This is a genomic window from Flavobacterium hungaricum (assembly GCF_015182285.1).
Lineage (GTDB): Bacteria > Bacteroidota > Bacteroidia > Flavobacteriales > Flavobacteriaceae > Flavobacterium > Flavobacterium hungaricum.
In genome coordinates, this window is sequence record NZ_PRDM01000008.1 from 76,459 (window position 1) to 101,734 (window position 25,276).

A 25,276-nucleotide genomic window follows, 5' to 3' on the forward strand; every position below is an offset into this window, starting at 1 on the left:
GGCTAATACAACTTTAAGATGAAAAAGTATATATGTACCTCGATAAAATCTATAGCTGCAATGACCGCATTACTAGCTGTATGCCTTCAGGGTTATAGTCAGGATAAAAAACACGAACTATCGGCAGCTGTTGCGGGGCCGGCTTCCTTTCTAAAATACAGTTCAGGTGCTGGTGAAGTACCAGGAAACGGGTTTAGCGCAGGAATTCGATATTCGTACTATTTAAGTGAAACTCTAAGTATTGGAATTGGTGTAGAATACCAAACGTACAGTTCCGATGCAAAATTTGCATTTGTAAACGGTCAGTACGCGGCAACTGATGCTGAAAATGAAAACTTTCTGTTCCGATACAGAGCAACAAACTTTAGAGAAGAACAAAAATTAGGCTATGTAAATGTTCCAATTGGAATCCAGTTTGAAACTCCGGGAACTACTCAATTGTATCTTGCTGCAGGCGCCAAAATAGGATTTGCTGCCAGCGGTACTTATGAAAGTAAAATTCAAAACCTTACAACAAGCGGTTATTATCCACAATACAATGTAGAATTATTATCTCCTGCATTTGCTGGTTTTGGTTCTTTCAATGATGTAAAAACAGGCAAACAGGATATTACTACCGATGTATCTTATTCGGCTACTTTTGAAACTGGTGTAAAACAAAAAATCGGAGACAGAAGTTCTTTTTACCTGGGTGTTTATCTGGATTACGGTCTGAATAGCATCTATGATAAAGAAGGAAATAAGAACCTGGTTCAGTACAACCCTGAACTTCCGGTACAATTTCAATACAACAGTGTATTAGATTCTCCTTTAGCCAATGACGTCAGATTGGTTTCATATGGTCTTAAGCTGAGGTTCGCAATACGCTAAACTTAGAAAATAAAATGCAGCTTTTTTTTCCGTAAGGAGAAAATTTAAAAAGTCGATTTCGTGGGGGAAATCGGCTTTTTTTTATGAAGATAAACCAGCTGCGGGATAGTTTAATCAATGCTAAAGAGTTGACTTTTATAATTGTATTTTTTAAAAGAGCAATGCGATTTCCTAAGCGGATTGATCATAAGTATAAAAGGCGGTAATTTTATAATTACCGCCTTTTAAAATTTAGCTGTTCCAATTTTATTTGGATATTTCGTACCAAGGAATTTCAAAATTTCCTTTCATAAAATAAACATTTACAGGATCATTAATAGTATAGGTTTTGTATTCTTCCTGAGTAACAGAAACTTCATCAGGATTTTTTTGATCTCCCCAAGCGGTGAGTTCTAAATAATAACTCGTGCTTTTGCCCGTACTGGTTCTTTTGTTTAAAACCTTTGTATGAAAATGTACAGGCTCTGATGTATCAAGAGTACAATTTGTAAAAATTACTACACCATAGCTATATTCAGCCATTAAAAACATTAAGAATAATACTGAAAAAACCTCTTTTACTTTAGTAAGTTGAAATTCGGAATTTCCAATCATAAACAAAGCCATAAGAACTAGAGCTATAACAGTCATTGGGAGCCAGATATTCGAATAATCAAGTATATTAAAATCGAGCAGCGTTCTGATAAAAAGTGCGGTTGAGGGGAAAAACAGTCCGGCAAAAATAGACGGATAACTGGAATTCTCACGGCTGTCTATTTGAACTAAGCCTTTGTAATATTTTACTATAATTAAGGCGATTATAGGAAATAGGATACACGAGCCCACGACCAACCAATAAGGCTTAGGAAAGAAAAAGGCACAGACTGCGGCAATTCCGCCTATCCAATTGAAGATTCTGACTGTTTTTGCAGTACGCTGAAGCAATTCTTCTCTTTCTTTTTTTGTCCCTCCAAAATTCGGATTGTTAAGAATGTCTTTTTTCTCATTCTTTTTCTGCTGCACATCAAGATTAGGATACTCATTTTTAAGCCAATCTTTAATATCGTTGAGGTTGGCCGTCTGCAAAGCAATTTTAATAGTTTTTTGATCCTCTCTTTTAGATTCGATTAAAATAAATTTATCATTTATTCTGTAGCCTTTTATATCATGAAGAAGTATTTCTCTTTTAGAGAATGCACCAATACGCGTAATTTTATGAGTATCGATGATGAATTTTCCTTTTGCAGTGTCTAAAATTCCGAGAACAAAAACTACTATCATTATAATAGACAGCGGTGCCAGAAAATAGTTATGAACTTCTGTTTGAATGTCGTTTTTAAATCCCGGAAGAAACGGCATAAACAATAAAAAGCCAAATAAAGTAATAAGGAGCAGACCGCCGATATAAATTAAGGCCGCCCAAAATTTTCCCATTTTATATTCTTTCATTTTTAGAATGTTTTATAAACGTAATTAGATAATTTTTCAACAACAAAAAAGGCGGTAATTTTACAACTGCCGCCTTTAAAATTAACTTTAGCTGGAGAACGTCAAACCTTTCTCTTTAAAGCTGCTGTAAAGTTCCTGACGAGCACTGCTGATCGTTTCTTCGGTACGATAAATACTGCACCAGAATTTGATCAATAGTTTGTATTTTCCATCAGAAATAGCACTGTAATAGATCTGAGAAGTTTTAGAATTATTAACCAGCGGCAGCTTCAATAATGTTTCGTTTACAATTGCATTAATTTCTTCTGGAATGGTTTCGCCGTTAATTTCAAAAGTAATTTCTACCAATTTAAAATTATCAGTATACGTCCAGTTAGTAATGTTTTGAGACAATAAATTACCATTCGGAATAATAATTTCGGCACCATTTGGCGCATTGATTTTGGTCGTACGAAGCCCCATCGATTTGACACGGCCAGATTCTGAACTTATTTCTACCACATCGCCAATCTGAATCGGTTTGTCAAAAATTAAAATAATACCCGAAACAAAATTATTAACCACATTTTGAAGACCAAGACCAACACCGACTCCTAATGCTCCCAAAAGAATACTCAGTTTGTCTAACGGCATTCCAGAGGCTGCAACCGCCAGCAGATACCCCGCTATTAAAACAACTAATCGTGTGATCAATAATTTAGAATGCTGTCTCTTATTGATGTTTTCTTCGTTTTCATCGTCAATTTCACCAAAGAAATAAGCAACATAATTTTGCAGTAAATGCGCCATCCAGATAATGATGAAGAATAAAACGATATTACCCAGCGTAAAAGTAATACTTCCGATGGTGTTGGGATGGCTCAGCAATTTTTGAATTGCAGCACGCAGCGATTCCCAAATATTCAAATTAGAAGCAATCACAATCAGCCACATATAACTGATCACGATGATAAAAGGTTTTTTTAATGTATCGGATAAACTTTCGTAATCAAACATTTTTTCGATACCTCTTTTTACTCGTGTTGTGTAGATCTGCAACAGAATAATTTCTAAAAAAATCTTTAATAAGACACTTAAAGCTACAATTTGAGTAAGCGAAATAAAAGCGGTAAGGCTCAGCATGTTTGAAAGTGAAACTCTTCCAAATAAATTATAAAGAATCGACAAGCCGTTTAATCCGATGAAAAGGATGCTTGCCCATTTAAAAAATCGTTTAATGTAAAGCTGTTCTTCTAAAGTTTTAATTTGCACCAATCCGTAGCGAATACCAAGCACATTGATGGCAATAAAGGCACAACGCTGTAACAAACCAATTGTAATAAATAAGTCTAAGAAACAAAGTGCAAAGAACAAAGCTAGAAGCATAAGCCAATTGCGCATCGCAACGCCTGACCATTGATTTTTAAACAAAACCGTTAAGGCTCCCAATAATGCCAGCTGCAGTAATTCTAAAAATAGGGCAGGTGCATACAAATTGGTGACTACTGCAATATTTAAGGCAATAACCACAATAGGAATTAAAACGCCTCTATTAAGATATTTAAAATTGAATTGGGACAGATTTTTACTGTGTCCGTTTTCTTTTAAATATTTGATGTTTCGTGAAATGTACCAAAACAAAATTCCCATAAAAAAGCACAGCGTAATCAAACCGCCGGCTTTATAACCTAAATAATAAGCAGCAACATTTTCTTCTATAATAATTTTTGCCTTGATATTGTGGGCTATTTTTTTCTTCACGGCCGAATCGCTGGTCTGCCAAAGCGACGGATATTCTTTATTGAAAATACTAATTCCAGATTTTTCTAATTTGCCTTCAACCGTAACCAACGCATTCGAAACCGAAATTTTGCGTTGTACAGTCAATCTTTTTTTGTTGTTTAAAACCGATTGATTTTTGGTCATTAAACTATCAGTTGCAATATATCTCTTTTTAAGATCGGCAAATTCTTTTTTAAATTGTTTACGGCGTATGGTGTCTCGTAACAAAGTAATTAAAGTTTTGTCTTTGCGAAGGTCAATAACTCTTTTTTTGATTTCTTCGAGATGGCCATTTCGTTCATTAATGGCTTTGTTCTGCTCATCCAGCTCCTGCTGAATTTCCTGCAGCACTAAGCGGTACATCTGCTGATTACGAACATTTGGATTGGCGCCTTTTAAACTTGACAAAATAAGCTCAAGTTTGCTTTCGGTGCGTTTCATTTCTCCAAAAAGATGAAAAGTACTGCCCTCAAAATCGGTGTCGTTATAAGCCGACTCCAGGACTTCGCCGGCTTTCTCAATTGCCATCAAATAGTCGCTGTCTGTAGCGGTAGTGTCGTTGAATAATCTTCCTGAACTTTCCTTTTTCGGAACTGCTTTTGTCTGAGCAAAGCCTTGCTGAACTAAGAAAAGGGATAAAAAGAGCGTAATAAAATAAAGATGTTTTCTAATCATGGTCATAATGTATAGGGCGTATTTAGGGAGTTCAAATTTAATTTTTTTTACAAAACTTTGGGGTAATAAAAAATAAATTAAACGAGGCATACTGAATTTGTCCGTAAAGGCTCAAAGATGCAAAGGTTCAAAGCGACCAAGGTTTTCCGTAGAGGCGAACCGCAGTGCGTCTAACATTGGATTTACAGTAAAGTATTTGGTAAAAATAATGTAACGCAGAGAAAAGAGGTTTTCATAGAGTTCAAATAACTTGCTCACTCTGCGAAATTTTCAGTGTACTCTTCGTTAGAAAAATAAAACCTCGGGTAAACTTTCTCAATTTTACTCTGTTTTCTTTTTTTGTTTTACATTTTACGTTAAGTTTGAACAAATTAGAAACCAAATAGCATTCTCAAACAAATAGGCAGTACTGCAATTGTATTTATGGAAGAAAAAGAAACCTGTCCGGCACAAAGACTTTTAAAAATATTATCGGGGAAATGGAAAGCGGCAATTTTTCGTTTGGCTGTTGAGTCGCCTTTACGATTTAATAGTTTGCTGCGGCAGATTCCGGGTTCCAACAAGCAGTCTTTGTCTGTTGCTTTGAGAGAGTTGGAAGAAGAGGGACTTTTAGAAAAAACAACTGTAAAGCTAAAACCGCTCCATATTGAATATCATTTGACCGAAAAAGGAAAAACGGTGATTCCGATTTTTCAGCAGTTAGAAGGATTGTCTTAGCTTATACAAAAAAAGGAAAAATTCCTAAGTACTATTCTGTATTCTGACCCAAAATACAGAGGTTCTTTAAGAATCATCCTAATTCAAAAAATAAAAACGGCAGTTAAAAAAGAGTCAATTCAAATTAGTTTATAAAACCAAATTGATTTTCAAAAATTTTTCCAATAACCGGGATTGGCTTTTTTTGTTCGTTGGCAGCATTTATAATTCCAAAAATCCATAGAATAAAAAGAATGTATCCAATGTAGCTTAAAAAATACAAAGACGGTACTGCAGCCACCACTACAGAAAGTGCAATGTTTAGGATTAAGGAAACTATAAAAATTCCGAATCCTTGTTTTAAATGATAGTTGACCAAATCACTTTTTGGTGTTAAATCTTTACTTTTAACAAAAGCTATAACCCAACCAATAATAGTTATATAGCTCAAGATAGAAAGGGTTTTGTTGTTCATCGTTTACGTTATTTATTGAGGCAAAAATAGAGGTACAGAACAAGATTCTCAAGAGCCGCTTTGTCTTCGGTAGTTTTAGATTGGTATTGGTATTATTTAAATCGGTATAGGGTGAAATAATCTTGGTAAAAAGTTAATTTTCGTCTTTCATCAGTTTAAAAAACTGCTCTTTTTTTCCTCTCGAAATCGGCACTACAGACTTATCATTCATATGCACCATTCCTTCTCGGGAATAACTCACAATCGCATTAATATTGATTAAATGCGATTGATGAATCCTGAAAAACAAAGGAGGTTCTAATAAATCTTCATAATTTTTAAGAGGTTTAGAAACCATTATTTTTCGTCCGTCTGTTAAAAAGAAAGTTGTATAGGATCCCGATGTTTCGCATCTGATAATCTGCTCCAGTTTTACCACATACATCGCTTCCTGCGTTGGCAGGATGATTCGGTCTGGAGTTTTAGAAAGATTGTGCTGCAATTCTGTTAACTGCTGTTTTTGAAGCACTCGCTGCTGCTGCACCTCAATTCGTTCAATAGCTGTTTTTAGTTCTTCAGGATCAATAGGTTTCAAAAGATAATCGACCGCGCTGTACTTAAAAGCATTTATAGCATGCTGTTCGTAAGCCGTGGTAAAAATGAGATGAAAAGAGTTAAACGAAATTTGTTGCAATACATCAAAACCAGTTCCATTTTGGAGCATGATATCCATAAAAACCAAATCAGGTTTTAAACGGTCAATCAGTTTTACAGCTTCGTCTACACTTTCTGCGTAAGCGATAATCTGGATCGTATCGGGAGCTGCCATTTCGAGCATAATAGACAATGCTTCACTAATGCGCTTTTCGTCTTCTACAATTATAGTTTTGTACATTTTTATAAAATTGGAATAGTAATAATAACCAAACATCCAGAGCTGTCCGTTTCAGGATCACGTTCTAAAACCTGAAAACCAGCAAACGGATAATCTTTCTTCATTTTAGAAAGCCTTTCGTCTGTGATAGTGGCAGACAAAGAATGATGATTGTCGTTTATTTTTAGTTTTCTAGAAGCCGTTAATCCAATTCCGTTGTCTTTTATGGTACAGATTAGATTTTCTTCATCATTTTGCTTAAAATATATTTCTAATAAGCCTTTCGAATCTTTTTCGCGCGGTTTTAATCCATGCTCAACGGCATTTTCAATAAAAGGCTGAATCAGCAGGGGGGGAATAAGCAGGTCGGTTTCTACCGCCGCGTCACATTCAATAGTATAATCAAAACTATTGTTGAGGCGCAGCTGCTGCAGTTCGATATAATTGGTCAAAGTACCAATTTCTTCTTCCAGCGAGATCGTTTCTTTGCGCGACTGCTCGAGAACCTGACGGGTGAGTTTTGCAAATTTAGTAAGATACGAAACCGCAGGAATGGTGTCTTTTTGTAAAATCATGCTTTGGATATTCCCTAAAGCATTAAAAATAAAATGCGGATCCATCTGCGAGCGCAGCAATCGTCTTTCTATAGAGAGTCTTGCCGCAAGATTTTCGAGTGTTTCTTTCTCCATTAACTGCACTTTCAATTCGCTGTTAGCCTGTTCCTGTTTCAGAATTTCTTCTCGATTGAGATAGTATCTTTGTCTGTAATAATACGATCTGAACATGAAAATCAAACCAATTAAAAGTACTCCTGCGATCCCGTAGCCCAAAAGTTTATTTTTTTGCTGCAATTCATTTTCTAATTCTAATTGCTGGATGCGTTCCATTTTTTTGGAAGATTCGTATCTCGCATCGGCATTCTGAAGTACTTTTTGAGTGTTCTCGTTATACTTTAATTGATTGTACTTAGTGTACAAAGTATCATAATGATAATAAGCTTCAAAATCTTTTCTTTTTACTGAAACATCCTTTAAGCAATTGTAAAAAACAGCCAGCAGATAATTGTCTGTATACGGAAGACTCTGCTGGTATTTGATTCCTTCTATAAACAGCAGTTCGGCCTTTGCATAATCTCCTTTTTCGGTATAATAATAGCCCTGCAGTCCTATAGCACTTCTGTAAATAATCTTGATATTGTATTTTTTGGCAATGACCGTTGCTTTCTGTAGATTTTCTAAAAATGCAGTTTCATCCATTGGTTTTGGACCTTTAGAATACAGATCTGCCAGATTTATGTAAGCAATTCCGATGTTACTTTTACTGATGATTCTATGGGCATTTTGCTCCGCGAGAAGCACCGTTTCTTTAAAAAAATCTACTGCAGGCTGCCATTCTTCATTGAATCCCGAATCAAGTTTATCGGTCAGATAACTGCCAAAAGCGAGCCTCGCGTACAGCTGGCTTTCGGGATCTTTCGCTTTTTCAGCATGATGCAAAGCTTCCTGCGCATATTTTTTGACTTTTTCTGGTGAAGCCGGCGAAAATAAATACGATATGTCCGAAGCTATTTTGGCACATTGGCCGTGTGCTTTTATTTTAGAAAAAAGCTCGTACGCTTTTAAAAGGTTTTCTATTGCCTGAGGTTTGTCTTCAATATAAGACTTTAAAGCTCCCATCGAATAAAAAGCGAATGCCTTTGCTCGTATTTTATTGGTTTTGCTGGCTAATACAAAAGAAGAATCTGCGTATTGCGAGAAAGCTTTGAGATGAAGTAAACGCCGCTGTGTTAAAGCTAAATAGGAATAACAGATGATTTGATCCTCGATATTGTTTTTTTTCTTGGCGAGTTCTAATGCCTGAAGCTGGATTTTTTTACTTGAAGAAGAATCAGAAAAACGCTTTTCGTAACCGTATGCCGCAATTTTTTCTATTGAAGAAATTTCCTGTGCATTGCTATTCGAAACGAATAAAACCATGAAGTAAAACAACCATTTTGCTTTTTTGATTTGTACTGGATTTATGAATTTTTTGGACTGCATGTATAGTGGTTAGTGCTGCCAAAGTACAAATTGCAAACAGATCAACCAAAAAATAAAGAGCACTTTTTTGGTGTAAATACCTGTGTTTGTTAAGGTTTTAGAAGTGCCGTGACTGCCCCTGAATCTCAATAATCAGGCAGGATTACCAAATAAAAACTTAAAGCATCCATTTGCCAATTCTGAATTGGTACAAGAAGATCTTCGCAGTAATCTTGCTGCTATAAATTAATTTTTAAAATACTAAATTATGAATAAGAAATTTTTTACAATCGTATTAATAGCATGCTGTTTTTTTTCTGTTTTGACATACGGACAACAAGATGATAAACGCATCAAAATCGAAATTTTGGTAAAAGACGGTGCCAAAACCATAAAAGCACCCATTCGTTCTGCTACTTTTTCTTTTACCAAAAGTGTGATTAATACTGAAACGAACGAAGTTAAAAATAACTATTATTTTTCGCTTGATTTCGAAAAACAGGATATTGTATTGCTGGCGGCTTTTATGAGAAACAAAACCGGCATAGACGGTCAGATTATCATGACAGATTCTTACGGAAAAATGCCTGTCAGAAAATTTGATTTTACTAAAGGAAGAATTGATTCTATGAGTGACCAGATCACAGCCGATTATAATAGTTCTTATATATCGCTTCTTTGCGACACATTAGTAATTGACGGTGTTAAAATTGATTAAAGATGTCTGAATTTAAAAAATTTACTAGAGAAGGAAATCTGTTGGTAATGAAAAGACAATACGGTTTCGGGTTAATTGTTGTGATCGGAATGGCTGCTTTGACTGCAGCAGGAATGTGGAACCAAAACTCGGCCATGATCTGGATTTTTGGTATTCTTACCGTTTTATGTTTTATTTCGATCTGGCAGGAAAATTTCAGTATTGACCTCCATAAAAAAGCATTTATTATTAAAAACGGTCTGATCAATAAATCTGTCGAAATTCCGTTTACCGATTTTGTAAATTTTGAAATGGTAAAAGTCAGACACAACTTTATCACTACAAATGTTTCTCTAAATCTGTATTATCTTAAAGATGACAAAGAAAAATGTACCGGTATTGCACAGAGTTTTTCGACCAGATCATTACAGGTTTTGATGAATGAAATCAATGAAATTTTGAGCCAAGATGACTATTCAAGAAAGATATAGTATAGAAGAAACGTTGAACAGTTTCTCCCTTTGTCCCAAAAAACCATCTGTGAACTTATCCAAATGGGTTTTGTCTGGAATTTTGGTTTGTGGTACAGGATTGTTCTTCGTTCAAAAATATATCGATAAACAAATGTTTTGGGTAATTGGTGTATTCTTAGTATATTTTTTCCTGCACAGTTTATACGATATCCAAATAGGTCCAAAAATTCGCTATACATTCGATCAGCAAAACAATGCAGTTTACAAAAGCAGTCTGTTTTTTTCTAAAAGAAAAATTTTGAATCTGAATGAAGCGGTGATTTTTGTGCATTCTGAAATGGGAAGCTGGTATTATTCTTTGGGAGCACAGAAAAGCCAGTTTGTAAAAAATTACAGGATAAGCGAGAATTTTAGTTCGAGCTCAAAAAAAGACAAAAGAAAAAAAGAATATGATGAAGTTATATTGATGAAAATTGATAAATTGATCCTGTCTATGCAACCCAGCTAAAACAATACCCAAGGTAAATATGAAAGCCAAAACGATAACATTTTTTCTAGTACTGATTTGCATTTCATCATGCAATCTTATCAAAGATGATCCAAACGAAATTTTCCAGCAGATTGGTTTAAATGCCAATAAAATTCCGTCTAGTTTTGAAAGGGTTTTTAAAGAATTTCGTCAGCAGAAAGCAAACGGAACGCTGCAGTTACCAGCTGAAGACGGAAAAACAATGCGAAAAGCAACTTGTGTAGAAGTTGTAAATTATGCTTACGCGAATACTTTTAAAAAAGACATTGAAAGGATTAAAGATTTAAATCCCGACGATGATGCTGTCGAAATTGTAAATTCAGGAATCGATTTGTTTGAATATGCAGATCAAATTCAGAGTAAAGATTTCATGATAATTGCAAAAATGATTGATGAAGGAAAAAGCGATGAAGAAGTTGATAAAGCTGCTAGAAATCTGGACGATACGAAAGGGATTGAACTTGATAAGAAGTATACCAAAGTAATGAATCTGTTGCTGCCGTATGCCGATAAAAAAGGAGTAGAGTATAAAAAACTCTAATTATTTTTTAACCGAAAAAAAAACAATATGATCAATTGCCAGCATCTTTAGATGCGGGTTATAATTTGAAAATAGAATTGGCTTTAGCCGAATAGGATTTATTGGGCTAAAGCCTTTAAGTACGCTTTATTTGAACCTCCAGATAAATCTGGAGGCAATTGATATTTTTGGTAAAGATTAAACAAGTGCCAAACACATCGAGCTAGGTGTGAGAAGCTGGTTTCTTTCAATTACCTTTATTTAGTCAAGAAAAATCTATGTTTCTATGTGTTAGAAAAAACTGCATTTTAGCCTAATTATTTATCAGAATAACTTCATTTCCGGCTATGGCATAAACGATGTCATCTTGGTTTGGTTTTAAAATATATTTCCCTGTAAACTCACCAAACGCAGGCAGAATCAATTGATTGGGTTTCTGAAAAAAGCAGCGCAGCTTTAAGGTTTGCAAACCAAGTCCGCGAAGTGTAATGCCTGGATGAATGTGGCCTGAAAAATTAAAAAAGTTTTCTTTTTCTGTTGGATGATGTGTAAAGAAGAAACTCCCAATTTCTAACAGCTGTACAACCTCAATTCCGATTTTATGGTAATGTTTTTCATCAATGATATCATGATTTCCCGCCACAAGAATTAATTTCCCAGTGCAGACCGTTACCCAATCCTGAAACAACTGCCATTCGGCATTTTTGGAACTGTGAAACAAATCACCCAGAAAAATTACTTTATGGGGACAAAAAAGTTCAATTACATCGGTTAACCGTTTAAAATTTTCTGCCACAGCATTTTGCGGAATTGCGATGCCGTGTTTTCTAAAATGGGAAACTTTCCCTAAATGAACATCAGATATAATCAGGGTTTTTTCTTTTTCCCAAAATAAAGCACCGCTGGAGTGAAGGTTAAAGTATTCGTCTTGTATTTGAATTTTCATAAATTTTATTTCATGTAAGAAGCCGTCATTTTCTGAATTCTTTCGGCCAATGTCTCGCTCGATAATTTTTCTCTAAGGCGATCTGTAATAATAGGAAAACTAAAAGGTGTCGGTTTTAAACACTGTTTCCAGACAATTTCTTGTTCTTGAATCCGTTCTAATGCCATAATCAAACGGCCTTCTTCAAGCTGATGCTCAAAAGTTTCCCGATAAGCCTGATGCAAAAGTAAATTATCAGGTTCAAAATCACGAAAGACTTCAAACAATAATTGAGAACCGCTTTGCAAATGTTTTGTTTTGACCATTTTTCCCGGAAAGCCAGTAAAAACCAATCCTGCAATTACAGAAATATCCCGAAACTTTCGGCGTGCCATTTCAGTAGAATTCAAACTTTTCTGCAAATCATGGTGCACATATTCTGTTGACAATAAATTATTGTCCAGCATTCCCTGAATATCAATTTCCTGATCTGAAAGCAGTTCGAAACCATAATCATTATAAGCCAGAGAAAAACTGATCGATTGGATCAAACTGATTCTAAAAGCCAATAAACTGGCCAAAGCTTCATGTACAAAACGCCCTTCGAACGGATAAAAAATGGCATGAAATCCTTCTATTGTTTTAAAAGTTTCGATCAGGAATTCATCTGCAGTGGGAACAATAGATTCTTTTCGCTGTCTTAGAAACAAAGGTTTTAGCGCTTTTAGTTCGGGCGAAAGATTTTCGGTATTCGCGCGATACAATTCCTGACGAAGCAGTTCGCTCATTTGTGCCGAGAGTGCCATACGGCCGCCCATCCAGCTGGCGATTTTAGATTCCTTTTTCGGACTGGCTTTTTTGACCAAAACCTGCATATTGCGAATGGCAAAAAGTTCGAGTTTTTTTCCTGCAAAAATAAAAGTGTCACCAGGTTTTAATTTAGAAATAAACCATTCTTCGATTGTCCCAATATAACCGCCGCTTATAAATTTTACATTCATTACTGCATCACCTACAATGGTTCCAATCTGCATTCTATGGTGCATGGCGATCATTCTGCTCGTTATTTTGTAACAGCTGTTTTCATCAATTTCTACTTTTTTAAATTCATCATAAGCATGCAGGCTCTGGCTTCCGTTGGTAATAAAATTTAGAATCCAGTTCCAATTTTCCTTAGAAATGGTTTGATAACTAAAGGTTTTACTGATTTCTTTAAAAATTTCATCGGGAAAAAAACCGTCAGAAACGGCTAAAGTATTGAGATATTGAACCAGAACATCCCAGCTGTTTAAATACGGAACTCGATCTTCGATAACTCCGTTTTCAACCGCTTTTTTTAAAGCCGAAGCTTCTATCAATTCAATAGCATGAGTGGCTAGAAAATAGATGACGCTTTCTTTTCCAGGCTGGTGGCCGCTTCGTCCGGCCCGCTGCATAAAGCGTGCAACACCTTTGGGTCCGCCCACCTGAATAATCGATTCTACAGGCGCAAAATCAACTCCCAGATCTAAACTTGAAGTACAAACTACTACTTTCAGTTCTTCGTTTCGAATGGCATTTTCTACCCAAAGTCTCGTTTCGCGGTCAATACTCCCGTGATGCATCGCCATTTCGCCCGCAAATTCCGGATATTTTTCTAATAATCGCTGGTACCAGATTTCGCATGCAGAACGAACATTTGTAAAAATTAAAGTTGTTTTACTGGCTTTTATAATTTTTGCAGCCTCATCTATCAAATGAAGTCCCATGTGCCCGCGCCAAGGATAGGCATCCATTTTTTCTGGAATTACAGAAACTACTTTTATTTTTTTTTGAATGTGGGCTTTTATCAAAACAGAATTGTGGTAAGCCTCGGTATCTATGCCAAGCAAAACTTCCTGTGCCTGCTGCAGATTTCCAATAGTGGCCGAAATGCCCCAGATGCGGATGTTTTTTGCAACGGTCTTTAATCGCGATAGTGCCAATTCGACCTGCACGCCACGTTTTGTTCCAAGTAATTCGTGCCATTCGTCAATCACAATCGAGCTGCAATTTTTAAAAATGTTTTCATAGCCTTTTGAAGCCAAAAGCAATTGTAAACTTTCTGGAGTTGTAATCAGCAGATCGGGCATTTTTCCTTTTTGTTTGGTTCTTTCTGCAGTCGAAGTATCTCCAGAGCGTATTCCAACCGTCATTTTAGCCTCTAGATCCGTAATAACCCGTTCGGCAGCCTGCTTGATTTCTACAGAAAGAGAACGCAGCGGCGTAATCCAAATCGCTTTTAATCCGGGATTATGTTTGGTTTTATAATTTGGATTTTCTTTAATATAATTTAAAACAATCGGGAGCCATAAAGCGTATGTTTTACCGCTTCCTGTCGGCGCATTCAACAACCCATTTTTACCTTGCAGAAAAGCAGTCCAAGTCTGGGTCTGAAACGGAAAAGGTTTCCATCCCTGATTGGCAAACCAATTATTTGCTATCGTAAAAAGTTCTTCTCTATTCATTTATATTTTTTTTTCTGCAAAGGCGCTAAGCCACAAAGTTTTTTGCCGTGAATTGCACTGATTTTTTGACTGCATTCTCCATTAGTCTCGCAAGTTGTGTTCGAGTTTCCTTTTAGCCGAAATGACAAAATAGCGCGTTTAATAACTTTAAACAATCATATCTTTCAAATCGTCAATAGAATTGGCTTCTTCAATTTTCTTATCATGCCTCCATCTTAAAATTCGCGGAAAACGGGTTGCAACCCCGCTTTTATGTCTTTTAGAAAGAGAAATGCCTTCAAAACCAATTTCAAAAACCAATTTTGGCGTAACACTTCTTACGGGACCAAATCGTTCTAATGTATTTTTTTTGATAAAATCATCTACCATTCTAAATTCGGCATCAGTTAATCCAGAATACGCTTTTGCAAAAGTGACGAGTTCCCGTTCATTATTTTCATTTTCCTGCCACAAAGCAAAAGTATAATCGGTAAAAAGGTTTGAGCGTCGTCCGTGGCCTCGCATGGCGTAGGTAAGGACAGCATCTATTGTCAGCGGTTCAATTTTCCATTTCCACCAATCTCCTTTTTTTCTGCCCACCAAATAGGGCGAATCTTTTTTCTTCAGCATTAAACCTTCACTTCTCATTTCGCGCGAACCCATTCTTTCTGCGGTCAATTCCTCCCAAGAAGAAAATTGAACTCTCTCAGAAAGCTGCATGGGAATATTTTTATCTTTTGTGTTTTCAAATAATGACTCTAGCAAAGTACGACGTTCTTCGTACGAAAGATTTCTAATATCCTTTCCCTGCCATTCTAACAAATCATAAGCTTTTATAATTACTGGAGTATTTTTTAAAACAGAAGCCGATACGTTTTTTCTTCCAATCCTGGTTTGCAGTTCATTAAAAGTACCAATTTGGTTTTCTGTAAAAGGAAGTATTTCGCCGTCAATAACAGTTCCGTTCGGAATAACACCTATAAAAGAACCAAATTCAGGATACTTATCAGTCACCAATTCTTCACCGCGGCTCCAAACGTAAATTTCGTCTTCGCGAATAATAGTCTGCGATCTAATTCCGTCCCATTTATGCTCTGCGCTCCAATCTTCTGGATTTCCCAAATTCTCAGGTTCGCCTTCAATCGGATAGGCTAAATAAAAAGGGTAGGGCTTTGATAAATAATCGCTGCTTTTTTCGTCCAAAATCAATTCCTGAAAACTAATCGTATTCGGATTCCAATCTCCCATTAATTTATAAGCCAATGTATCTTCGTCAACATTTTGTGCCTTAGAAAGTGCTCGCGTCATTAGTTTTTGACTTAAACCAATTCTAAAACTGCCAGTAATTAATTTCGTAAAAACGAATCGTTCATAATAATTTAAAGCCAGCCAATTGTTCTGCAGATATTCTTTCTTTTCAGAATCTGTTTTCTTTTTTAGCGCAATAATTTCCTGTAAATATTCTGTGAGTCTTTTGTCCGAATGTTCTTTTGTGGTCGGAATAACCAATGCAATCGTTTCAGCCAAATCGCCTACAATATGATAACTTTCTTCAAACAGCCAAAGCGGAATACCAGCCAATTCATTCGCCCACAAACGCAGCAACGTTGTATTTACTGGTCGGGGAGGACGTCGGTGCGAAAGTATCGCAATAGTCCAAACTTTATCTTCATCGCTGGCTTTCATAAAATAGTCAGTCAAAGCATCGACCTTAACCGAAGTTTTGTTTGAACTGTCTAATGCTTTTATGAGTGCAGCAAAGTTTTTCATTTTTTTTCTGTTTGAAGTTAAGTGTTAGGAGTTAGATGTTAGAAGTTAGATGTTAGATGTTAGGTGTTAGATGTTGGAAGTTAGAAGTTAGAAGTTATACGTTAGGTGTTAGATGTTAGATGTTAGATGTTAGATGTTAGATGTTAGATGTTAGATGTTAGATGTTAGATGTTAGGTGTTAGGAGTTGAGTGTTAGGAAAGTTAGATGTTAGTTGTATTCTAAGTGTTTAAACAAAATTCTTTTGAAAAATATCCTTTAAACTTAATACGTTTAACTTCTAACCCATAACGCTTAACTCACAACTCACAACTCACAGCTCATAACTCATAACTCATAACGCATAACTTATAACCCATAACTCATAACTTCTAACCCCCACAACTCAACTGTCTTCATCATTAGTTTCTCCGTCATATTGCGTATGTGCAGTTCTGGCATCGTAACCTAATTCTCTTAAATATTTTGAAAAAATGTCCGAATAGCCATGTGTGCAGATTACTCTTTCTGCGCCGGTTGCTTTTATGCTCTCTAAAAGTCCTGTCCAATCGCAATGGTCGCTTAGAACGAAGCCTTTGTCTACGGCACGTCTTCTTCTGGCGCCTCGAAAAGCCATCCAGCCACTTGCAGAACCTGTTACAAAGGGAGTCATTCTTCTGATCCAGGTACTGCCGTGCGCGCTTGGCGGTGCAATTACGATATTACCAAGCAAATCCTCTTTTTTTGTTTCAGGCGTTATCCTTATCGTTGGCGGCAGCTGAATCAGCGGTCTCACAATTTCAGTCATATTTTCGATCGCTCCGTGAGTGTAAATACGTCCGAGACTTGGATCGAGATTTTTTAATAAACGCTGTGCTTTTCCCAAAGAATATCCAAAAAGAATAGAAGTTTTTCCTTCTGCACGATTTTCTGCCCACCAATTATTGATTTCAGTCATTACATCAGCTTGTGGTTCCCATTTAAAAGCAGGAAGGCCAAATGTACATTCTGTTATAAAAGAGTGACACTTTACGACCTCATACGGAACCGAGATTCCGTCGTCTTCTGTTTTATAATCACCCGTAAAAACCCAGACTTCGCCTTTGTATTCTACTCTAATTTGGGCAGAACCAATAATATGTCCGGCAGGATGAAAAGAAAATTTTACGCCATTTATGGTAAAAGTTTCATTCCAGTCTTTACCCGAAACATTAATATCGCCCAAACGGTGTTTTATGATTGAAACATTGGTATGATGTGTAATGTAATTTTGATGCCCCCAGCGCGCATGATCCGAATGTCCGTGTGTAATGATGGCATTTGTAACTGGACGCCACGGATCGAGATATACGTCTGCCTGCTGACAGTAAATTCCTTTGTCGTTAAAAGCTAATAAAGGCACACTCATTTGATGTCTATGGAATTAATTAAGTTTTGGCAGCAATAATCAAATAGGCTATCAGCGAAATGCTTAAAGCAAAAATCACCGTAGTAATAAAATTTAGAATTACTGTATAATATTGATATTTGCTTTTTGTGAGCAAATAGGCTAGTTTTTGATGCTGTAAAGAAGATAAAAGTATCGTCATTGCACCGGCAATTAAAAGTCCCACACCTATGCCGTGTGTATAATTGTTGTTTAAAGCAGCCGTTTCGGACCAATATTGAGAGGGAAGCTGTTTTAAAAATAAAGAGACTTTTACAGCCGCAAAACCGAAAATCATGATTCCGATTCCAGTTCCCAGCCACGGTACTATTGCTTTTTGGTTAGAAAGATATTCACTCATAATTTCCTGGTTATTTTATAAGTATTTAGATAAGAATCTTTTAATAATCGAAATTTCTGTACGGAGGACAATTGTATTTGTCATCTTCATGATCTAAATTAAAACTATCGTAGGGATTGGTATCGTCGTAACTTGAATAAGGCGTGTTATCTTCAGCATGGTTTAAACCGCTTTCGATAATCTCGAAAGAAGAGATGGGATCACAATATTGCTTATAAGTAGTATCCTGATTTTGTCCTGAAGTAAATTCGTCATCCAAAGCCTCATTTTCGTGTGCTGTATCAATATGGTCTGGTTTACTGCATTGGTGAGAATCAATTTTTCTGCTGTCTAAAGTATTGGCAATTGTTTTCATAACGAATATTTTTAAATTAGTAGAAATTTACTTTTATCGATATACAAATTTGAAAATTAGACGGTTAAAAATTTTATAGGATTCAATTTTAATCTTACATGATTTATTTATAAAGGATTTTTATTTTGTAAAAATCAATTTTAATTCTATAAAAACAGGAGGTAAGTATTTTGCAACTTTGTATATATTAATTTAAAAATTAAATAGTTATGGAAACTTCAAGAAAAGATTCGAAATCTGGAATGAAAGATTCTGGAAAAACTCAAAAATCAGCAACTGATTCTAGAGGGAAAAAAAGTACTGCAAAATCAACAGATTCAAAAGGTAGAGCAGGTCATTAAAAGTTTTTAGTAAACACTAAAAAATAGAAGCGTGCTGTTTAATTGTAAACAGCACGCTTTTAGTTTAAAAACGATATTGGAAGTTGGTTATTAAACTTAATAGTAAAGTATGTAACTTAAAAATACTAAAAAAATACCAGCTTCGGTTTATATTTTAAAAGAAAGTTTTTAAGGAATGTATAAAATCAAATAAATAGCGAAGTTATTTTGTTGTTACTGCTTCGATTGTTTTGATAAAGGCTTCAACCGGCTGTGCGCCAGAAATGGCATATTTGCGGTCGAATACAAAAAAAGGAACACCTTGAACTCCAATTTCGCCCGCCTCTTTGATATCAGATTGTACTTCTTTTAAGAACAAAGTATCGCTTTCTAAGACTGCTCTGATTTCGGTTTCTTCCAAACCAGCCTCAATTCCTAATTTTATCAAAGTCAATCCGTTGTTGAGATCTTCTCCATCTGTAAAATAAGCTTTAAAGAAAATCTCTTCCATTAGGCCGCCAAGATTTTTGGTTTTGGCTAATTGAATGATTCGATGTGCGTTTAACGAATTTGATATAACCGCTTTATCAAAATTATAATCCAAACCTACACTTTTTGCTCGTTCTGCAACACCTTTGTGCATTTCTATAGATTGTTCTACAGACATGCCTTTTCTTTCTGCCAGAAACGTATAAACGTTTTGATTTGGATTTGAAGTAATGGTGGGATCAAGTTGAAAGCTTTTCCACTCAATTTCAACATCATGATCTGGAAACGATGCCAATGCATTTTCCAATTGTCTTTTTCCGATATAACAAAACGGACACATAATGTCCGACCAGATTTCTATTTTCATTTTGCAAAGTTAAAGAAAAAAATTGTTTCAAGTTTGAAGTTTCAAGTTTCAGGTTTGAAGTTTCAAGTTTCAGTTTGATATACTTATGTTGTTTAACCGCAAGGTTCGCTAAGTTTTTTTTCTAAAGTTTAAGTTTACGAAATAAAAAAGTTCGCAAAGCTTTATGATAACTTTGCGAACTTTGCGAAAAACCTTTGCGACCTTTGCGGTTAAACCTGAAACCTGAAACTTGAAACAAAAAAAAAATCAAATAAAAAACCGCAAATCTTAAATTAAAGAATTGCGGTTTCTAGGTATAAAAAATGGTTGGTTAATAGCGATATCTTTTTTTTTACAATGATATGTCTTTAATTTGAAACTAAAAAAAATCCCTGTAACAAAAAGAAACTTTGATGTTAACTATTTAACATTACAGGCATTACCAACATTGTAACAGTTTCTCCTTCTTCTAAGCCGTCAACAGGAGTCAAAATTCCAGCTCTGTTTGGCAGCGACATTTCAAGCATAATCATGTCTGATTGTAAGTTGGTCAGCATCTCTGTTAAGAAACGAGAGTTGAAACCAATTTGAAGATCGTCACCTTGATAATCACAAGTTAATCTTTCTTCTGCTTTGTTTGAGTAATCGATATCTTCTGCAGAAACATTTAATTCTGCTCCAGCGATTTTTAAACGAATCTGGTGCGTAGTTTTGTTAGAGAAAATCGCAACACGACGAACAGAACTTAAGAATAAAGAACGATCAATCATTAGTTTGTTTGGATTTTCTTTTGGAATTACTGCTTCGTAATTCGGGTATTTTCCGTCGATTAAACGACACATCAAGATATAATTGTCAAATGAGAAAGTCGCATTTGAATCGTTGTATTCAATTTTTACTTCAGCATCAGAGCTTCCTAAAATACTTTTTAAAATGTTTAAAGGTTTTTTAGGCATAATAAAATCAGCAACCTGAGATGCTTTAACATCTGTACGAGCGTATTTTACCAATTTATGAGCATCTGTAGCTACAAAGATCAATCCTTCTGGCGAGAACTGGAAGAAAACTCCAGACATTACCGGACGTAAATCATCGTTTCCGGCAGCGAAAATAGTTTTACTTACTGCAGTTGCCAAAACCTCTGCAGGAACTAAAGTAACAGATGGATCTTCTAAACTTACTGCTTTAGGAAATTCTTCTCCTGCAGCGTAAGCTAAGGCATATTTACCAGAATTTGAGCTGATTTCTACAGTATTATTGTCTTCAACTGTAAAGGTAAGAGGCTGTTCTGGGAATGTTTTTAAAATTTCAAGCAGCAGTTTTGCTGGTACAGCAACGCTTCCCTTACTTGTAGAATCGATCGATAATGTAGCAGACATTGTCGTTTCAAGATCTGAAGCCGAAACTGTCAACTCATTATTGTTTAGTTCAAATAAAAAGTTGTCTAAAATAGGCAACGTATTGTTACTGTTGATTACACTACCTAAAACTTGTAATTGTTTTAATAAGTACGAACTCGATACTATAAATTTCATCTGTTTATTTTGTTTTTTGTATGGATCTTATTAGCAAATAAAGGGCTAAATATACGGATTACAAATATATCTTAAACTATCCAAACTATGACATTTTTTTATTAACATCTATTTGCTGTATTTTCTTTTTCTTACAAAAGTAAAAATCAAACCAAAAACGGCTAAAATTAGAATTGGAACTCCGATAGTTATGAATTGTGTCAGGGTATAAGTTTGATAAACTTTTTCTTTGTCTAATAATGGCAGCTCTACGTCTTTGCTTCTAATGTTAATAAGTCCGGTATCATCCAGCAGATAATTGATGCAGTTCATGATAAAGTCTTTATTATCGTAGAGATTTCCTGTTCTTTGGTCGTAACCTAATTCAACCGGCATCCCGTTTTTGTCCAATTGATTTCGTATTAAATCTCCATCAGCAATTACAATCATTTTGTTTGGTTTGCCTACTGCTGCAAAAGAATTGTCTTTGAATGGCAGGACTCTATTCTCAAAAGCAGAATGAAAAGATCCTTCGAGTAAAACAGCAAGCGGAATATTTCCTTTATTTAAATAATCTTGCGGCGTTGTTTTTTCCGTTACCATGTTCAGATTGATTTCTGATGGGGTCCCAATGGTTTTTGAGTATTGAGAAGACTGTAATAAAACCGTTTTTTTGATTCCGTTTTTTAAAGTGTCAATCGGGCTGGCAAAATCAAATTTAATTCCACCCAGATTTTTCACGATCGCATGCTGGCTTGTTGGGTAAACTTCTGGTGCAAATTTCCATTTAAACTCCTGGTACTGTGTTGCACTTCCTTGTTCTCCAGTTGCCAGTTTTATCGGGCTTCCGTATTCGTCTTTTACTAAATCGGGATTAATTCTAAAACCGTATTTGAAGAACATGTCGTTTAGATTCAAATCTCTCGGGTACGCCAGTGTCGCCCCCATATCATTGTACAAACTGTCCATATCGGCAGCCACTTGATCAATTAACCAAAGTGTTTTACCGCCGCTGATAATATATTGATCTAAAACTTCTTTTTCTTCGTCGCTGAATTTTTCAGTAGGTTTAGAAATAATGGCTAAATCGTATTTTTTCAGTTCCTTTAAAGTTCCGTTTGGGTTTTTAGCAACCGAATCTAAAGTAAAAGGCCCCATTAAATAACTTTCGTGAATCTGCATCAGCATTTTAGCAATATGAACTTCACGCAGCTCGCCATTGCCCTTTATAATTGCAATTTTCTTCTGTTTGTTTTTGGTTATTTTATTGATAGCATCTGCGATAGAATATTCTAAATGCTGAATAGAACCGATTACTTTTTGTGTAGTCGAAGCACCCATTCTGTTTTTTAACAAAGGAATATTAACTTCTTTGTTGTTGTAAACGGCAACTCCCCACGGAAAAACCATCGCCTGTGACTGTTTTCCTTTGTCGTCTACAGTTAAATTTATCGGGGTTAATCCTTTTTTGAAAAGCGATTCGGTCAAATCCATGCTTTCGTCTTCGTTCTCCATCGGATTTACAAATTCGAAAACAATGTTTTTATTATAAGCCTGAAACTCTTCTAATAATTGTTTGGTTTCCTGTTGTAAACGTTTAAAATCTGCAGGAAGTTCGCCATCCATATAGATTTTTATAGACAACGGATTTTCTACTTGTTTTACAATTTGTAAAGTCGTTGGCGATAAAGTGTAGCGTTTGTCTTTGGTTAAATCAAAACGTTGAAAAAACAACGTTCCCAGTACATTTAGAACAATTAAAATGAAAATCGTTATTCCTAATGTTTTGATATTTTGCTGAGTAGATGGTTTCATTAGGCCTTAAAAGATTTTAATTGGTAAACAGTACAAGATAAAAATGCAATGGCAATGCTTAGAAAATAGATCACATCGCGTGTATCAATTACCCCTCGGCTCATACTTTTAAAATGATTCTGCATTCCTAAAACTGAAATAAAACTACCTGAACCAGGAATTAAGGAAGCGATTTCTTCAAAACCAAAATAAAGGAAAAAGCATAAGAAAACAGCAATAATAAAAGCCATAATCTGGTTTTCTGAAAGGGTAGAAGTAAAGATTCCGATTGCTGAATACGAAGCGATTAAAAACAATAATCCGAAATAAGAACCAATTGTGCTTCCCATGTCGATATTCCCTTCTGGCGAGCCTAAGTCTGAAATTACTTTTACATAAATCAAGGTTGGAATAATCGCTAGAATAATTAGTAAAAACGAACCAAAGAATTTTCCGTTTACAATCTGCCAAATTGATAATGGTTTGGTTAATAATAATTCGAGCGTTCCCTGTTTTCTTTCGTCAGAGAAACTTCTCATGGTTACGGCCGGAATCAGGAAAATAAGGATCCAAGGCGCCAAAGTAAAAAATGGCGTTAGATCGGCATAACCTGAATTTAGTATGTTATAATCTCCTTCAAAAACCCATAAAAAGAGTCCGTTGATAATCAGGAAAATTGCTATAACCAAATAGCCGATCGGAGAGCCAAAAAAAGATTTTATTTCTCGTAAAATGATTGATTTCATTTATTTTGTTTTTGTTTCAAGTATTATTGTTTCAAATTGTTTTGCTTCGCGTTTTTCTAACCGCAAAGGACGCAAAGTTTACGCTAAGTTCGCAAGGTTTTGACACAAAGCTTTGCGAACTTAATGTTTAAATAAACCTACTACATTATAATCTTTGCGTTCTTTGCGGTTAATAGTTCTTTGTTTCAATATAATTTTAAACAGGAAACTTTAAACCAAACTAACAACTTTATCCACACTCCACGCTTCTGGTTTTGCATTGAACAGCTTTTTTGTAAAAGTCCAAACCGAATCAAAAAGTTCAGAATTTCTATAATTTTCCAAATCAGCTTCGGTTTCCCAATAACTGTAAGTGAAAAAGATGCATTTGTCATTTTTATCCTGATACAGTTCTAAAAAACGATTTCCTTCAGCGTTTCGTATTTTGTGTTTTATCGTTTCAAAATTCTCCAAAAAAGCAGGAATATTTTCTTCGTGAAAACTCATTTTTACAATTCTGACAAACATATTATTATTTTAGATTTTAGATTGTAGAGTTTAGATTTTTTTGTATTGTCTAAAATCTTACAGGTGCGCAAAAATACCAAAATTGATTGTTGTTTTAAATAAAAAATGAAATATTATAAGTACATGATTTTTTCACAATATTGTCATTCCTGAGGAAGGAGGAATCTTCGTGCACAGCTCCGCCTATAAAATAGCCAATCTTTGTAGAGTTACTTGTGAAGATTCCTCCTTCGTCGGAATGACAAGAAGACGAAATATAATCAATGTAAATCTGCTCAATCTGCAAAATCTGCGAGAGAATTAATCTAAAATCTATACCGTCCCGAGGTTTCGGGATTGGGACTAAAATCTAAAATTAATTTAAGAAAACTTAATCGTAATGACATCACGATAATTCAATCCTAACAAACTATTTGCAGAGCCAACCTTAGAAGGGTTACTTCTAAAAATAGCAATTTCGAGAAATCCAGCTTCATTAAAAATAGCGAGTTTTTCTCCCTCATAAGTCTTAATCGGATATTTGTCTGAAGTTGCAATAGCCGAATAGCTTGGCAGAATGGTCTTGATGCTTTTTGGCTTCATGACAATTTCATAAGGACGGCCTTTTGCGACTTCAAGGAACTGCTGTTTAGAAATATTGGTCACAACATTTCCGAAATGATCTATATAAATAACATATCCTTTTAGAGAGTTTCCATCGTTTGCAACAACAGCCTGCAGTTCGGTTACTTCTTTTAAGGACGGAATTTCTTTTCCGATCACGTTCAATAAACCGCCTTTGGATAAATGCGATGCCACCTGAATAAAAATATCCAGATCGGTAAATTCAATCGGAAAACGATCGTGAATATTGATGGCAACAATTTTCTGCGGTACAATTTTTTGCGTCAGCATACTCAAAATGCCATTGTCTGCACAGATAAAGTAGTGGTCGTTCCACTGCATGGCAATGTGCTGGTTTTCTTTGTTACGTTCAATATCGACCCCAATTAAGTGCACAGTTCCTTTTGGAAAGCTCAAATAAGAAGCGCCAATAATGTAACTGGCTTCGGCAGTATTAAAGGGATCAATGTCGTGAGAAATGTCAATTATCTGAACCTTTGGGTTTTCAGAAAGTATTTTACCCTTCAGCGAGCCCACAAAGTAATCTTTAAGGCCGTAGTCGGTAGTAAGGGTAATTATTGACATCATTTTGTTTATAACTATTGATAGTATTTGAATCTAATTTTCATTAAATTTGAGAAATGCAAAGCTAGTAATAGTAAAGACAAATTGAAAGAAAGTAA

Annotated in this window: 24 protein-coding genes; 7 read left to right on the plus strand and 17 right to left on the minus strand. The window is 35.4% G+C overall.

Annotated features, from left to right (window positions below; all coding sequences use genetic code 11):
• The first annotated feature begins 18 nt into the window (after positions 1-18).
• Positions 19-870: an outer membrane beta-barrel protein gene (locus C4F50_RS25330; protein ID WP_194141427.1), complete on the plus strand. Its 852-nt coding sequence runs from the start codon at positions 19-21 to the stop codon at positions 868-870.
• A 246-nt stretch (positions 871-1,116) separates the two neighbouring features.
• Here the strand turns inward: C4F50_RS25330 and C4F50_RS25335 are convergent, their stop codons facing one another.
• A complete protein-coding gene (locus C4F50_RS25335) occupies positions 1,117-2,298 on the minus strand; it encodes a hypothetical protein (RefSeq protein WP_194141428.1) in 1,182 nt (393 codons plus the stop codon).
• Between the two features lie 87 nt (positions 2,299-2,385).
• The gene (locus C4F50_RS25340) at positions 2,386-4,734 is read right to left on the minus strand and encodes a mechanosensitive ion channel family protein (protein WP_228012142.1); all 2,349 of its coding nucleotides are present in this window, start codon (positions 4,732-4,734) and stop codon (positions 2,386-2,388) included.
• Between the two features lie 423 nt (positions 4,735-5,157).
• Between C4F50_RS25340 and C4F50_RS25345 the strand changes: the two genes are divergently transcribed.
• The gene (locus C4F50_RS25345) at positions 5,158-5,451 is read left to right on the plus strand and encodes a winged helix-turn-helix transcriptional regulator (protein ID WP_194141430.1); all 294 of its coding nucleotides are present in this window, start codon (positions 5,158-5,160) and stop codon (positions 5,449-5,451) included.
• Between the two features lie 124 nt (positions 5,452-5,575).
• On the opposite strand, the gene C4F50_RS25350 is transcribed toward C4F50_RS25345, so the two are convergent.
• The 3 genes from C4F50_RS25350 to C4F50_RS25360 all read right to left on the minus strand — a co-directional run bounded on the left by C4F50_RS25350 (position 5,576) and on the right by C4F50_RS25360 (position 8,797).
• Positions 5,576-5,905 carry a DUF4870 domain-containing protein gene (locus C4F50_RS25350; protein WP_194141431.1) on the minus strand — a complete coding sequence of 110 codons (330 nt, stop codon included), beginning with the start codon at positions 5,903-5,905 and terminating at the stop codon, positions 5,576-5,578.
• Positions 5,906-6,038: 133 nt separating this feature from the next.
• On the minus strand, positions 6,039-6,779 hold the full coding sequence (locus C4F50_RS25355; RefSeq protein ID WP_228012143.1) for a LytR/AlgR family response regulator transcription factor: 741 nt from the start codon (positions 6,777-6,779) through the stop codon (positions 6,039-6,041).
• A 2-nt stretch (positions 6,780-6,781) separates the two neighbouring features.
• Positions 6,782-8,797: a sensor histidine kinase gene (locus C4F50_RS25360; RefSeq protein WP_194141432.1), complete on the minus strand. Its 2,016-nt coding sequence runs from the start codon at positions 8,795-8,797 to the stop codon at positions 6,782-6,784.
• A 247-nt stretch (positions 8,798-9,044) separates the two neighbouring features.
• On the opposite strand from C4F50_RS25360, the gene C4F50_RS25365 reads away from it, so the two are divergent.
• The 4 genes from C4F50_RS25365 to C4F50_RS25380 are packed head-to-tail and all read left to right on the plus strand — an operon-like array spanning position 9,045 to position 11,016.
• Positions 9,045-9,494, plus strand: coding sequence for a hypothetical protein (locus C4F50_RS25365; RefSeq protein WP_194141433.1), 450 nt, complete (start codon positions 9,045-9,047; stop codon positions 9,492-9,494).
• Positions 9,495-9,496: 2 nt separating this feature from the next.
• Entirely contained in the window at positions 9,497-9,964 is a 468-nt protein-coding gene (locus tag C4F50_RS25370; RefSeq protein WP_194141434.1) for a hypothetical protein, read from the plus strand.
• A 49-nt stretch (positions 9,965-10,013) separates the two neighbouring features.
• The gene (locus tag C4F50_RS25375) at positions 10,014-10,454 is read left to right on the plus strand and encodes a hypothetical protein (protein ID WP_194141435.1); all 441 of its coding nucleotides are present in this window, start codon (positions 10,014-10,016) and stop codon (positions 10,452-10,454) included.
• A gap of 19 nt (positions 10,455-10,473) precedes the next feature.
• Positions 10,474-11,016 (plus strand): hypothetical protein, encoded by a 543-nt coding sequence (locus tag C4F50_RS25380; RefSeq protein WP_194141436.1) that lies wholly within the window; start codon positions 10,474-10,476, stop codon positions 11,014-11,016.
• 292 nt (positions 11,017-11,308) lie between these two features.
• Here the strand turns inward: C4F50_RS25380 and pdeM are convergent, their stop codons facing one another.
• The 6 genes from pdeM to C4F50_RS25410 all read right to left on the minus strand — a co-directional run bounded on the left by pdeM (position 11,309) and on the right by C4F50_RS25410 (position 18,274).
• The gene (pdeM, locus tag C4F50_RS25385; protein WP_194141437.1) at positions 11,309-11,941 is read right to left on the minus strand and encodes a ligase-associated DNA damage response endonuclease PdeM; all 633 of its coding nucleotides are present in this window, start codon (positions 11,939-11,941) and stop codon (positions 11,309-11,311) included.
• A 5-nt stretch (positions 11,942-11,946) separates the two neighbouring features.
• Positions 11,947-14,406, minus strand: coding sequence for a ligase-associated DNA damage response DEXH box helicase (locus C4F50_RS25390; protein WP_194141438.1), 2,460 nt, complete (start codon positions 14,404-14,406; stop codon positions 11,947-11,949).
• Positions 14,407-14,553: 147 nt separating this feature from the next.
• Positions 14,554-16,155, minus strand: a complete 1,602-nt coding sequence (locus tag C4F50_RS25395; protein ID WP_194141439.1) for an ATP-dependent DNA ligase — start codon at positions 16,153-16,155, stop codon at positions 14,554-14,556.
• Positions 16,156-16,538: 383 nt separating this feature from the next.
• Positions 16,539-17,540 carry a ligase-associated DNA damage response exonuclease gene (locus C4F50_RS25400; RefSeq protein WP_194141440.1) on the minus strand — a complete coding sequence of 334 codons (1,002 nt, stop codon included), beginning with the start codon at positions 17,538-17,540 and terminating at the stop codon, positions 16,539-16,541.
• A 19-nt stretch (positions 17,541-17,559) separates the two neighbouring features.
• Positions 17,560-17,919 carry a YidH family protein gene (locus C4F50_RS25405; protein WP_194141441.1) on the minus strand — a complete coding sequence of 120 codons (360 nt, stop codon included), beginning with the start codon at positions 17,917-17,919 and terminating at the stop codon, positions 17,560-17,562.
• Between the two features lie 40 nt (positions 17,920-17,959).
• Positions 17,960-18,274 (minus strand): hypothetical protein, encoded by a 315-nt coding sequence (locus C4F50_RS25410; RefSeq protein ID WP_194141442.1) that lies wholly within the window; start codon positions 18,272-18,274, stop codon positions 17,960-17,962.
• 209 nt (positions 18,275-18,483) lie between these two features.
• Here C4F50_RS25410 and C4F50_RS25805 point away from each other — a divergent pair, with 209 nt between their 5' ends.
• Complete coding sequence (locus tag C4F50_RS25805; protein ID WP_255521146.1) at positions 18,484-18,615, plus strand: hypothetical protein; 132 nt, start codon at positions 18,484-18,486, stop codon at positions 18,613-18,615.
• A 202-nt stretch (positions 18,616-18,817) separates the two neighbouring features.
• Here the strand turns inward: C4F50_RS25805 and C4F50_RS25415 are convergent, their stop codons facing one another.
• The 6 genes from C4F50_RS25415 to C4F50_RS25440 form a co-directional block, all read right to left on the minus strand.
• Entirely contained in the window at positions 18,818-19,450 is a 633-nt protein-coding gene (locus tag C4F50_RS25415; protein WP_194141443.1) for a DsbA family oxidoreductase, read from the minus strand.
• A gap of 395 nt (positions 19,451-19,845) precedes the next feature.
• Positions 19,846-20,964: a DNA polymerase III subunit beta gene (dnaN, locus tag C4F50_RS25420; RefSeq protein ID WP_111283020.1), complete on the minus strand. Its 1,119-nt coding sequence runs from the start codon at positions 20,962-20,964 to the stop codon at positions 19,846-19,848.
• A 108-nt stretch (positions 20,965-21,072) separates the two neighbouring features.
• Positions 21,073-22,758, minus strand: coding sequence for a gliding motility-associated ABC transporter substrate-binding protein GldG (gene gldG / locus C4F50_RS25425; protein ID WP_194141444.1), 1,686 nt, complete (start codon positions 22,756-22,758; stop codon positions 21,073-21,075).
• Complete coding sequence (gene gldF / locus C4F50_RS25430) at positions 22,758-23,483, minus strand: gliding motility-associated ABC transporter permease subunit GldF (RefSeq protein WP_194141445.1); 726 nt, start codon at positions 23,481-23,483, stop codon at positions 22,758-22,760. The genes gldG and gldF overlap by 1 nt, the downstream gene beginning before the upstream one ends.
• 210 nt (positions 23,484-23,693) lie before the next feature.
• Entirely contained in the window at positions 23,694-23,990 is a 297-nt protein-coding gene (locus C4F50_RS25435) for a putative quinol monooxygenase (protein ID WP_194141446.1), read from the minus strand.
• Positions 23,991-24,350: 360 nt separating this feature from the next.
• On the minus strand, positions 24,351-25,178 hold the full coding sequence (locus C4F50_RS25440; RefSeq protein WP_194141467.1) for an SAM hydrolase/SAM-dependent halogenase family protein: 828 nt from the start codon (positions 25,176-25,178) through the stop codon (positions 24,351-24,353).
• Between the last annotated feature and the right edge of the window lie 98 nt (positions 25,179-25,276).